Source organism: Cysteiniphilum marinum, assembly GCF_014857925.1.
Classification (GTDB): Bacteria; Pseudomonadota; Gammaproteobacteria; order Francisellales; family Francisellaceae; genus Caedibacter; species Caedibacter marinus.
In genome coordinates, this window is the sequence record NZ_JACYVZ010000004.1 from 1 (window position 1) to 12,414 (window position 12,414).

At 39.4% G+C, this 12,414-nt stretch carries 14 protein-coding genes; 10 read left to right on the forward strand and 4 right to left on the reverse strand.

The window, feature by feature from the left end:
- On the forward strand, positions 1-114 hold a 114-nt coding region (locus IE867_RS14945), incomplete at its 5' end, for an IS3 family transposase (protein ID WP_404826251.1).
- Positions 115-122: 8 nt separating this feature from the next.
- On the opposite strand, the gene IE867_RS03350 is transcribed toward IE867_RS14945, so the two are convergent.
- Entirely contained in the window at positions 123-1,046 is a 924-nt protein-coding gene (locus IE867_RS03350; RefSeq protein ID WP_192483374.1) for a hypothetical protein, read from the reverse strand.
- 433 nt (positions 1,047-1,479) lie between these two features.
- Here IE867_RS03350 and IE867_RS03355 point away from each other — a divergent pair, with 433 nt between their 5' ends.
- From IE867_RS03355 to IE867_RS03375, 5 genes are all read left to right on the forward strand, one after another.
- The gene (locus IE867_RS03355; RefSeq protein WP_192483375.1) at positions 1,480-2,796 is read left to right on the forward strand and encodes an MFS transporter; all 1,317 of its coding nucleotides are present in this window, start codon (positions 1,480-1,482) and stop codon (positions 2,794-2,796) included.
- 80 nt (positions 2,797-2,876) lie between these two features.
- A complete protein-coding gene (locus IE867_RS03360) occupies positions 2,877-4,370 on the forward strand; it encodes a glycosyltransferase family 39 protein (protein WP_192483376.1) in 1,494 nt (497 codons plus the stop codon).
- A gap of 9 nt (positions 4,371-4,379) precedes the next feature.
- Positions 4,380-5,438, forward strand: coding sequence for a cell division protein ZapE (zapE, locus tag IE867_RS03365; protein WP_192483377.1), 1,059 nt, complete (start codon positions 4,380-4,382; stop codon positions 5,436-5,438).
- An 84-nt stretch (positions 5,439-5,522) separates the two neighbouring features.
- The gene (gene traT, locus IE867_RS03370) at positions 5,523-6,197 is read left to right on the forward strand and encodes a complement resistance protein TraT (protein WP_192483378.1); all 675 of its coding nucleotides are present in this window, start codon (positions 5,523-5,525) and stop codon (positions 6,195-6,197) included.
- Positions 6,198-6,205: 8 nt separating this feature from the next.
- Positions 6,206-6,703 carry a hypothetical protein gene (locus IE867_RS03375; protein ID WP_192483379.1) on the forward strand — a complete coding sequence of 166 codons (498 nt, stop codon included), beginning with the start codon at positions 6,206-6,208 and terminating at the stop codon, positions 6,701-6,703.
- A gap of 23 nt (positions 6,704-6,726) precedes the next feature.
- On the opposite strand, the gene IE867_RS03380 is transcribed toward IE867_RS03375, so the two are convergent.
- From IE867_RS03380 to IE867_RS03390, 3 genes are all read right to left on the reverse strand, one after another.
- Positions 6,727-6,975 carry a YdcH family protein gene (locus IE867_RS03380; RefSeq protein ID WP_192483380.1) on the reverse strand — a complete coding sequence of 83 codons (249 nt, stop codon included), beginning with the start codon at positions 6,973-6,975 and terminating at the stop codon, positions 6,727-6,729.
- A 131-nt stretch (positions 6,976-7,106) separates the two neighbouring features.
- Positions 7,107-7,607 carry a GNAT family N-acetyltransferase gene (locus tag IE867_RS03385; RefSeq protein ID WP_192483381.1) on the reverse strand — a complete coding sequence of 167 codons (501 nt, stop codon included), beginning with the start codon at positions 7,605-7,607 and terminating at the stop codon, positions 7,107-7,109.
- Positions 7,607-7,897: a type II toxin-antitoxin system TacA family antitoxin gene (locus IE867_RS03390; RefSeq protein ID WP_203249657.1), complete on the reverse strand. Its 291-nt coding sequence runs from the start codon at positions 7,895-7,897 to the stop codon at positions 7,607-7,609. The genes IE867_RS03385 and IE867_RS03390 overlap by 1 nt, the downstream gene beginning before the upstream one ends.
- Before the next feature lie 382 nt (positions 7,898-8,279).
- On the opposite strand from IE867_RS03390, the gene IE867_RS03395 reads away from it, so the two are divergent.
- From IE867_RS03395 to IE867_RS03410, 4 genes are read left to right on the forward strand one after another with little or no spacing between them, the layout of a single operon-like run.
- Positions 8,280-9,500: a trans-sulfuration enzyme family protein gene (locus IE867_RS03395; RefSeq protein ID WP_192483383.1), complete on the forward strand. Its 1,221-nt coding sequence runs from the start codon at positions 8,280-8,282 to the stop codon at positions 9,498-9,500.
- A gap of 2 nt (positions 9,501-9,502) precedes the next feature.
- Positions 9,503-10,306: an amino acid kinase family protein gene (locus IE867_RS03400; RefSeq protein WP_192483384.1), complete on the forward strand. Its 804-nt coding sequence runs from the start codon at positions 9,503-9,505 to the stop codon at positions 10,304-10,306.
- Position 10,307: 1 nt separating this feature from the next.
- Positions 10,308-11,474 (forward strand): trans-sulfuration enzyme family protein, encoded by a 1,167-nt coding sequence (locus IE867_RS03405; protein ID WP_192483385.1) that lies wholly within the window; start codon positions 10,308-10,310, stop codon positions 11,472-11,474.
- Positions 11,464-12,390 (forward strand): methylenetetrahydrofolate reductase, encoded by a 927-nt coding sequence (locus IE867_RS03410; RefSeq protein ID WP_192483386.1) that lies wholly within the window; start codon positions 11,464-11,466, stop codon positions 12,388-12,390. Before IE867_RS03405 ends, IE867_RS03410 begins: the two co-directional genes overlap by 11 nt.
- Positions 12,391-12,414 lie beyond the last annotated feature (24 nt).

The window sequence follows — 12,414 nt, forward strand, 5'->3', positions numbered from 1 at the left end:
GAAGCTTACTATAACACCAAAAGGAAACATTCAACGATAAATTACATGACACCAAAACAGTTTGAAGATAGTATGAAATCCGAAAATCAAAAGTGTCCCAAATTGACGGGGTAGATCAATCTTCATACTGAAAAAACAGTAATGTAATCTACAATCTTTGGATAATGTTGTTGGCAAAATGCTAATAAATCTTTCTTTGTTGGTTGTACTGCAATAATTGTTTCACGGTATGCACCATAGTGCATTTTAGGCAAAGCCTGATTGGCTTTAAGATTCTTCTTATCATTTTTTATATACTTAGCCGTGTACTCTTTTTCAAACACTGCCCTTTCATTATGCTTTTCAGCATAAACTAACGCCTTATGCGGAAACTCGCCCTGATCCAATGCTTCTTTGATATAATGTGCAATAACATCTTTAATCGCTGCCGTCTTTGGTGGATTTGCCAAATCATCACCTATTGAGTATTTAGAGTAAATACCATCTATGGCTTTGATTTGATTATATTCATTGGTAAAGCTACGGCGCATGTTTGAACCAAAGTGGATGCTATAAGTACTAATAAAACCATCATAGATAATATGTTCCAAAAATGGCAATAATATAAAGTTCACCTGATACGGCAAGCCGTTCTTCGGAAAAAAATCTTCTAAGCTATGGCTAATTCCTTTAATGCCATAAAGTCTAGTACCCCTACCGGTACCTTTATTTGCAGCTGGTGTTGCCATAACAACCGAGTGCTCACGTAAGTGCTTCATTAGAAAGCCATCAATCGCTAACTTACCTTGCCACTGACGAATAACATCTAAGTCTTCCGCATTAAAGTTATATGGGTTTTTATCACAGAACTCCTTTATATTGGCTGCCGCATACATCTTATCTCTTATAGCAGGAATAGCGCCTTGCAATTCATCATGACTTAAGTCCTGAAAATCTTCCACGGATTTTAAGCTAGAATTAATCACATATTTTTTGTTGGTGAAATCCATTAAAGATCGATGAAGTTTGAAAAAATATTCTGCTTCATGTGGTAAAAGTTGACTCATTGCCGTTGTCCTTATTTTTTGCCTTTATAATACGAATCCGCCTAAGTTAAACCTAAACTTCCCCTCACCCGCGCAGCTTACGCTACGCGACCTCTCCCTCAAGGGGCGAGGTGAAAAACAGTTCAACTCATACCGCCCACAAACCATTTTATAGCATTTCCACCATTGAATTTTACGCCTTTTTGAACGATTCTATTTTGACAATAGCCCCAGCTATTGCCCGCAATACAATCATCCAAAAGCATCAGAAACTTCTTCGGCACTAAAACACTGCAAAATGATTTACGAGCGATATATTCTTGAGTTAGTTACATACTATACCCCTCACTTTAAGCAATGCATATGAAAAACCTGACAAATCCAAACACTTTACTTTTAATTTTCAGTCAAATCGTTAATATATTTTCACCCCTAGTCAATCCCTTTAACATATATGGCAATTCATAAAATCAAAGGTTATGTTATTTTCGTTGTGGTGTTAAGCGCCTTTTTATTATTTTATAAATATATTATGCAGGTTTTCCCAGGCCTTATTGCCAATGACATTATGTCGTCTTTTAGCATCTCTCCAGCTGAAGCAGGATCATTAGTTGCCATTACCTTTTGGACCATTGTTATCACCCAATTATTCTCAGGGTTGATTTTGGATAAATTTGGTTTTCGCATCATTAGCTCACTATCATTGGTGAGCTCAGCATTCGGGCTTTTGGTATTTATTTATGGCGCTAACCACGGTGATTTATGGCTTGGCTATCTTGGGCGCATTATGATTGGCGTTGGCATTTCCTTTGCTACGGTTAGTTATATCAAAGCAGTTTCAGTATGGTTCTCCCCGCGACGCTTTGCCTTCGTTTCAAGCTTCTTAGCCACTGCTGCGATGTTAGGCGCGATCATTGGACAAGCGCCATTATCTTATTTGATCTCACATACAGGCTCTTGGCAAAAGGCATTGGCCATTTGCGCTGTCGTTGGACTTATTGGTGCACTTTTGTACTTTCTCATCATCCGTGATCACAACCCCAAACAACAAAATATCTCCACCAAGGACAGCAGTCTTGAGTGGGCATCGATCAAAACAGTACTTTTTAATCGCAATAACTGGCTATTAACCTTTTATTCAGGCTTAAGCTTCACAGCGATTGATGCCTTTGCCGGTCTATGGGGTAACAACTATTTTCGTGAGCAATATGGTGTGTCAACTGAGCATGCAGCAGGCATGATTTCGATGATCTTCCTTGGTATGGCGATTGGTTCACCAATTATTGGCAAACTATCAGAATACTATAACACCAAGCGTTTAATGCTAGGATTCCATGTTATAGCCACCATTAGCCTTGCGCTTGTTCTCACAGTAAAAACCACACCACTAACCGCCTCTATCTGCTTATTTATCTTTGGTTTCTCATTGGGCATTTATATGCTGAGCTTTGCCATCGGCCGACGTATTAATCCTATCGTTGTCACTGCTACTGTTGCTGCATTAATCAATACGGGCGAGCCCATCTTTGGCGCGATTTTCGATCCTCTTATTGGTTATTTTCTTGAGCTTACATGGCAGGGTAATTACATCAATAGCGCTGGACAAATTGTGCAGTATGCACAAGGCTTGGCACCCGCTAATGCTGTCAAACACTTCGATGTTTCTTCTTACCATATGGCATTCTCCATTTTGACACTCAGCATGATTCTATCTTTTGTCTTATTATGCTTTGTTAAAGATAACAACGAAGCACAAAGTGATAATGTCTAACATTAATAAAAACATTTTCTGATACGTTATTTCTGCTATGATGATGCGCATTGCCATGATAGACAAGAATGCAAGACGTAATGAAACCAACAATCAAAGCTAGCCACTTATTTTGGATCTTTTTCCTCACTTACGCATTTTTATGGACGCTTGCGCCGTCAATTATGCGCTTTGTCACACCCATGGATGCCACCGAAGGGGCAATGTGGGCGCATACGCTGCAATGGGGCTATCCACGCGATCCTTGGTTAAATGCGCTATTAACTAAGGTAGCACTCTTTATTAGCGGCAACCATGATTGGAGTGTTTATTTATTCTCTCAACTGATGGCGCTTATTGCATTTTGGTCAGTTTGGCGCTTGGGGCGATTGATCTTTAAAAATGATTATTTAGCACTATTTGCTGCCATTATTCTTATTGCCATTCAATACTATAACTTAGCGATTATTGACTTTAATGACAATGCCTGTGAACTTGGACTTTGGCCGTTAATGGCTTTGTATTTTTATCGCAGCATCACCACAAATCGCCTGAAGCATTGGCTGCTACTTGGCATCATCTCAGGTCTTGCGATGATGGCGAAATACTACACAGCTGTCCCCTTAGTTGCCATGCTGCTTTTTATCCTTTTTGAAAAATCACTCCATCGCCACTTAATCAACTGGAAACTTTATCTAAGCTTAACCATCTTAATTATTATTTGTATTCCGCATATCATGTGGCTTATAAAATATGGTTTTATAACCATTCATTACTCAATGGATAAAGTTGATAGCCATATCCATGAAAATTTATTGCAAAGACATTTTGGTTATGCCTTGCATTTCTTTTTCGCACAAATTGGAACGTTCATGGGCGCTGTTGCCTTATTTTTATTCGGTTTTGCAGGTAAAACCCAAAATAAACCAACGCTCAATAGCAAAACGAATATTGGCGCCTTTAATGCCAAATTCTTGTTCTTAGTCGGCTTTGGTCCGACACTTATTACCGTGCTTATTTCAATCATTGGCGGTTGGAATATCCATACGATGTGGGGCATCCCATTATTAAGCTTATGGAGCCTTATTCTTATTGCTCTAGCAAAACCTATTTTAACCACCAGTAAGCTTAAACGTCTTATCGCTATGGCTGGCTTTATTACCCTTTTGTTGCTTGTAGGCTATAGTATTTCATTATCTCGCAGTAAAACCAGTAGCGCCAATTATCCGGCGCGCGAAATCGCACAAATCGTCACCAATGAATGGCACCAACGTTATAACACCAAGCTTGAATATATCGCAGGCTTTAACAAACCGATTAGCTATATCACCCGCTATTCCAAAGACCATCCAATGGCGCTTATTGCTTTTGATCCTAAACTTAATCCTGCACTTGATATGTATGACTTACACCAAAAAGGTGCAGTGTTTATTTTAGTACCGCAAATGGAAGGCACTACTACATTCCCAAAAGAGGTATTAGCACAATACCCTGATTTAGTAATCACGCCTTATCAAGAAATTCCTTGGAAACGTGCCAAGCCCAATCAACAACCGATGCGCTTTCAAATCGCTTTTTTACCACCAAAGCCATAGTGTGATCATATGACTTTACGTGACAGTTATCTAAATTATCTCAATGCACATCACTACAATGAAGATTCATTGCAATTACAAGCGATTGACTATTTACAGCAAATCATTGCACGCGTTAAGGAGCAAGACTCAATAAAGTCCAAGACTTGGCGCTTGTTTAAAAAGAAGCCGGACCCCATCAAAGGCTTATACATGTGGGGTGGCGTTGGTCGCGGCAAAACATTCATCATGGATTTATTCTATGATACGCTAACTATTGACAATAAAACGCGCTTGCACTTTAATCACTTCATGCAGCAAGTACACCAATCATTGCGCAATTTCCAAGGTCAAAATAATCCTTTACAAAAAGTCGCTCATAATATTGCTGATCAATATAGCGTAATTTGTTTTGATGAATTTTTTGTCGAGGATATTGCAGATGCGATGATTTTAGGCGGTCTTTTCACACAATTATTTGAACTTGGCATTACTCTTATCGCCACTTCAAACATCCCACCTGAACGGCTTTATCAAGGTGGCTTACAACGTGAACTTTTCTTGCCGGCAATCGACTGCCTTATTAAGCATGTCACCGTTCTTAATCTTGATTCTGGCACTGATTACAGACAACTAACACAATCGCATAATCAAAACTTCTTCTACCCCTTACCAGAAGCCACACTTGATCTTGCCAATCGCTTTAAACAAAGTGCATCAACTCATGTGATATATGACACTGAAATCATCCTTGAAGATCGCCTTGTTAAAGTCAAAGCCGTTGATGAGCATGCTATTTGGTTTGACTTCTTTAGTATTTGCGGTGATGGTCGCGGTGTGAGTGACTATATCGCCCTTGCCAAACGTTTTGATACCATCTATATCAGTGATATGCCCATATTAACGATAAAACATGAAAGTGAAAGCAGACGGTTTATCGCCATGATTGATGAGTTTTATGATGAAGACAAACACGTTATTATCGCAGCAGAGACTGACTTTAATGATATTTATCAAGGTGAAAAACTTAAATTTGAATTTGAACGCACCAAAAGTCGACTACATGAGATGCAACAACAGCATCAGTAAAGAACAAACCCACGTAAAACTACGCTTGTCTTTTTAAATGAATCTTATTAGAATCGTCCACTTCAAATTTAAATAGACAATTAAATGAACATCAAAAGAATAATTTCAACTCTATTAATTTTAACAACGATCACACTTTTTAGTGGTTGCGCAGCAATTGGTACTGCCGTTAGTCATCGCAACTTAGAAACCCAAACGCTTATGAGCAATAGTGTCTTTTTGTCACCTGAATCTGTTGATTTAAAGCCAACAATATTTGTCATGCTAACCAATACCACAGATCACCCAGACTTCTCTATTAAAAGCGCTTTATTAAAGCGTCTTGAATCAAAGGGCTACACTATCGTTAATCATCCACAACAGGCTTCTTTTATTTTGCAAGTCAACATTCTACAAGTTGGTCAAAAAAGCAAAACCGCAGCACAAGAGATGATGTCTGAAGGCTATGGTGGTGCATTAGAGGGTGTTGTATCCGGTGTTGCTATTGCTGCCACAGGTAGCGCCAATGTCGTTGTTGGCGGTGTTGCAGGTGGTGTCGCCACATCAGTAACGGATAATTTTGTCAAAGACGTAACCTATACGGTGATTAGTGACATTAAGCTCAGTCAAAAATTCAAAGACAATACCATTACAGATAAAACAAGAATTCTTAGCATGGCAAATCGTGTAAATTTAGCATTTGATAGTGCTAAACCATTACTTGTCATTGGTTTATCTGACGCCATTTCAGGATTGTTTATCCAACAAACCACAGCCTAGGAAATCACATGCGATATTTATCAGCAACCCTAAGCCTTTTCATATCTTTACTTCTACTAACAGGTTGTGCTCATCAACCGATTGGCAGCGGTCCTGTTCTCAATAGCATGAAAGTCGAGAAAAAAGACGTCTTGCATGCGGTTGGACATGACTCAACCGTTATTGGCACAATTGGTGCAGGTGCAGGTGCAGGTGCAGTGACTGGAGCAATTGTTGGCATTGGTTTAACCATTGTAACCTTTGGTTTAGCAGCACCTTTGATTCCTGTAACAACCTTAGCTGGAGGCGCTGGAGGTGCCGCCATTGGTGCTGGCAGTGGCGCTATTTACGGCTATGCCAAAAACCATGACCAATACTTGTATAGCTATCTTGTAGAAAATAAAAGTGATGGCAAAAAATACCTTATCCACCAATATGACAAAAACCAAATTGCTCAAGGTCAATTAGTTAATATCTATCATGATAAAGGTGATATATTTTATATTCGAGAAATCAAAAAAGCCTAAGGAAATACGGCAATAACTAAGGACTAAACCACTTCTTTTGTTTGTAACACTTGGTTGTAAAGCATATCTTTGACACGGCGACGCTGTTTTTTAAGATTTGTTAACTCATTATCTGTTACCGCTTCTTGATTGGCTTCAATCCTAAATATTTCCTTATCAAGCGCTTCATATTCATTAAATAGTTTGTGAAAGTGATTATCCGTTTCTTTTAAATTATGGATTGTTTCAGCATGCTCTGGAAACTCTTTAACTAGCGGGTGATGTTCTAACATTATTAACTCCTACATTTATGATTAATATTACAAACTTCCAGTTTGAGTCTAACAATCATAAAACTAGGCGTCATGCACGCTTATAGCAAAAAATACCAATAGATCCAAAAACAATGATCTATGTCATCTTTTTATATATTTTTTAGAGGTAAAAATAAACGACGAGCTTCCGAGTGAAACTCTCTGAAACCAAACTGTTTATAAAAAGATACCGCTTTTTCATCAATTGCATCAACAACCATGGCATATATAGCAATTTCTTCACTCACGGCAAGTGTGCGCTTAATTGCATCGACTAAAAGCATTCTGCCAACACCTAAACCTTGCGCACTTTCACTGACTGCCAAACGCCCAATTAAAGCGCAAGGTATTGGATGACGCGGCAACTTGCGCGCTACTGTATCAGGCAAAGAGTCTACAGCTACTGATAGCGTGGAAAGTGTGTAATAACCGAGGATAACCGTTATATCCTTTTCCGATGTCGCAACAAATGTACGCCCAATACTACGCCGAACATCTTGGGTTGCTTGCTTTTGGATATAATGATCCAAAGCATCAACACCACAACAAAAATGTGTACGATTGTGAGTTTCACTATCAAGAGCTGAAATAATAATATTTGAATAACTCATTACTTACTACTAACACGCGCATTATGCTCATCAAATGCTTTTAACAGCTTATCATTAAACTGCACTGGCTGAGATAAAGCAGTCAAAAAAGCTGCTGCGTCACTCTGCCCTAGCTGCATCGTCTCATGCGCATGGATTGTTTTTTCAGCCTGCTTTAATGCGCAACTTAAAATGAAATTGCTTACACTTTTACCCTCAAAGCTTGCAGCACGCTCAAGAACTGTTTTCGCCATATTATTTAATCTTAAATTAATACGCTCTTGCTTAAGATTCATGGTTTCACTTCGCATTTTAGGCTCCATAAATTTCCAACACAACCTAAGTGTACGTCAAAAAGGCACCAAAATCAAAAATCAAAAATCAAAAATCAGATTACCCCATACAAATAAAAAAATCATAAAAAAATGCAAATCACAATTGACAGTCTTTAAAAATTTCTGTTAGCTTAAGTTCAAGTTGTTAATTTTTTTCGTGAAGACATTATGCTTAAATACGCTTGTTACAAACGAATGATGATGCCCAACCTAGGCGCTGTTGTCGAGGTTGGGTTTAAGTCGTTTGCTTAAGCGCGAACAAGCGATTTAAATACCAATTCCAGTGCCTAGGATTCCAAAGGCACTGGCTTCTTGCCAGCGACCCCAAGCGCAAAAACAGCTTAAAAAGAGGTTCAAAATGGCAAATCAATTTACAAATGAGCAACACTTCACCACGCAATGCATTCATTCAGGCATCCAAGCAGATCCAAATAATGGCGCATTACTAACACCTATCTTCCAAACAACTACATACCAACAACAAAGTGTTGGCAACCATAAAGGGCACACTTATAGCCGTTCATCTAATCCTACGGTGAGCGTATTAGAAGAGAAACTTGCCAAGCTTGAAAAAGCACCAAGTAGCGCATGTTTCGCCACAGGTATGGCTGCCATTAGCGCACTTGCTTGCACTTTACTCAAAGCGGGTGATCATGTCGTTTGTTCTGATGTTGTCTATGGTGGCACCGTGCGCTTATTCAATGAAGTACTTCAAAAATTTGGCGTTAGTGTGAGCTATGTTGATAGTAGCAATCCGCAAAATGTCAAACATGCGATTACTGACAATACACAACTAATCTTAATTGAAACACCCGCTAATCCAACACTTAAATTAACTGACATCAAGGCGATCGCTGAAATTGCTAATGCACATAATATTCTATTGGCAGTGGATAACACTTTCTTGACGGCGGCACTGCAAAAACCACTTGATCTAGGGGCAGATATTAGCATCTATTCGACCACTAAATACATTGATGGGCACAACGCGACTGTTGGTGGTGCGTTAATCACTAAAGATGAAGCGATTAACGAGCGCTTTCGCTATACCCGCAACTGCTTAGGATCAATTCAAAAGCCCTTTGAGGCATGGCTTATTTTGCAAGGCATCAAGACATTGCCGCTTCGTTTGAAACAACACTCTGATAATGCTTTAGCAGTCGCGCGTTTTCTAGCAACACACGAGGCAGTTAAAAGCATTTACTATCCTGGTTTAAATAGCTTCCCACAGTATCTACTGGCTGAAAAGCAACACCTTGGCGCACACGGTGGCATGCTCGCCTTTGAGCTTAAAGGTGATATTCAAAATGGAATAAACTTTATTAATTCGGTTAAGCTCTGCGCGTTAGCTGAGAATCTCGGCGCGATTGAAACATTAATCACTCATCCAGCGACAATGACGCACGGTCCAATTGCTGCAGACGAGCGTAAACGCCTTGGCATTCATGATGGTTTAATTCGATTATCTGTTGGCTTAGAAGATCCATTTGATATCATTCAGGACCTAGATCAAGCATTAGCTGCTGCCACCGAACAACAAAGTAAGCAAAATAAGCAAAACAAACAAAAGGTATCTTAATCATGACACAATATCGCTGTAGTAGTTTTCAAGCTGAAGTCGTTGTGCTTAAGTTTGGCAGCTCCATTTTGGAGTCTCTTGATTACTTCCAAGACGCCGCTTTTGAAGTAAAGCGCTTTGTGGATAAAGGTTACAAAGTCATTGCGGTTGTCTCGGCTATTGGTAATACTACCGATGCTTTAGAAGGCAATCAAAATGCATTTAATCTAAGCAACAATCAAACCAGTGCCAAAGCGCGTGCTTTATTGCTATCCACGGGGGAGCTACAATCCGTCGCATACCTGACACAAGCACTACTACAGCAAGGAGTCCAAGGCAATTTCATCACCAACCCAATCGTTGCTGAAGGTGATTATGCCAATGCCACTCCACTTCATATCAATCAATCATTATTTCATGAGCTATTAAATACACAACAAGCCATTGTGCTACCAGGCTTTATTGCTGAGAATAAAGACAATGAACCTTGCCTTTTAGGGCGAGGTGGTTCGGATTTAACAGCCCTTTTTATTGCGCATCAATTACAAGCCAAGCGCTGTATTTTACTTAAGGATGTTGATGGTGTTTATCATTTAGACCCCAATAAATTCAAAGATGCTATTCGCTACGAAACACTTACTTATGATTGCGCAAAAGAAAAAGCAACCCAAGTCATTCAACCGCAAGCGATTACTTGGGCTAAAGCACATTGCCTGACATTTCAAATTGGTAAGCTCAGTGGTAATAATTACACAACCGTTGGCACATTAGAAACAAAGCAAGCCACTCAAGTATCGCGTCAAGTTAATATTTACGAGGTTGCATAATATGGATCAGTGGACTCGCCTTATTCATCCAGAAATTGACAATAACGACCCTTATCAGGCCAATAGTTTACCAATCTATCAAACAGCTACATTCGCTCAAGATGATGCTGAGGATCCTACTAACCAATATGATTACTCAAGAAGTGGCAATCCGACACGAGCATACGTTGAAGCTTACATAGCAAAGCTTGAAAATGCACAATATGGTCTGGCATTTAGCAGTGGCATGGCAGCCATTAGTTGTGTGCTACAACTATTAAACGCAGGCGATCATATCATTATTGGCACGGATATTTATGGTGGTACACACCGAATCCTTCACAAGGTACTAACACGTTTTAATATTCAATGCTCGCAAGTTGACTTCAATGATGAGCAAGCACTAACACAATCATTAACGGCCAATACTAAGTTGGTATTGCTAGAAACACCAACCAATCCACTGCAACAAATAACCGATATCAACGCCTTAAGATCGAAGCTAGCGCAGGATATTATCCTTGCTGTAGACAATACCTTGCTATCACCTTGGTTACAGAAGCCACTGGAGCTTGGTGCTGATATTGTTATTCACTCAGCGACTAAGCATTTAGCAGGTCATAGCGATGTCTCTGCAGGTGTTGTTGTCACTAATCATGAACATTTAGCACAAGAGCTTAAATTCTTACAAAATGCTAATGGTAATGCACTTGACCCCATGCAAGCATGGCTTTTATTAAGAGGTGTTAAAACATTAGGTTTACGCATTGAGCGCCAACAGCAAAGCGCACTTAAAATTGCACAATTTCTAGAGAATCACCCTAAAGTAACTAAAGTCTACTATGCAGGACTGCCAACACATCCAAACCATAATATTATGCAGGCTCAAGCCTCAGGATCTGGCTCGGTATTAAGCTTTACTACTGAATCATTTGAACTATCTAAACACATTGTAAATCAGACGCAACTTTTTACTATTTCAGTAAGCTTTGGCAGTTTAATGAGTCTCATTAGTCTGCCTTGCCAGATGTCGCATGCCGCAATTGATACCAGTAAGCGCAATATTCCAGAGAGTCTTATCCGCCTATCGATTGGCATCGAAGATCCTGATGATCTTATTGACGATCTTGAGAAAATCTTAAACCATGAAATAACAACATCTTTGACGAGTGAACACCATGCCAAATGACAGCCACATCAGTTTTGAATTATTTCCCTCTAAAGCCCATCTTGACAGTGGCAAGCTTTACCAAGCGATTGATGAAATAAAGCCTCATGTACCTAAATACGTATCCGTTACTTTTGGCGCTGGTGGCTCCGAGTCTTACGCTAACTCGTTAACGCTTATTCGCTATTTACGTCAACAACATATTGATGTTGTGCCACACATTACCTGCTTTCACCTTGATAAACAGGCGATTTTTAATCTTTTGCAAGAGTATATTAAGCTTGGCATTGATCGCCTTGTTGTTGTTCGTGGCGATTTACCACAAGATATTCAAAAACAAACTAAAGTAAGCTTTAATTATGCTTATCAATTAATTGATTATATTCGCCAAATCAGTGGTAAACAGTTTGATATTACGATTGCAGCTTATCCTGAGTTTTATCCTAGCTCGAAGACTTTACAAGAGGATATCGACAATTTAAAACAAAAAATAAATGCAGGTGCCAGTCACGCCATTACGCAATATTTTTATAGTATTGATGCTTTCTATCACTTCTTGCAAATGTGTCATGATCATCAAATCACTATTCCGATTACGGCAGGAGTTATGCCCATTGCCAATTATCAAGGCTTGAAGCGCTTCTCACAAATTTGTCATGCTGATATCCCGCAGTGGCTTGATAAGCGTCTTGCCGCCTACGCACATGATCCTGTGGCACTACAAGACTTTGCCAGTGATGTTGTGGCTAAACTATGTGATGACTTAATTGACCTTGGTGTACATGGGCTTCATTTCTATACTTTGAATCAAATGTCTGCAACCAATGCCGTGATTGCTAAAAGCTCGAAGTTGCAAAGCATTTTAGTACGGCAAAAAAGCCAAAGGAATCAACAAAATCCTGAACCTACAACAATTACCCAATTAGTATCTCGTTAATGACTTTAATCACTTATCTTTACA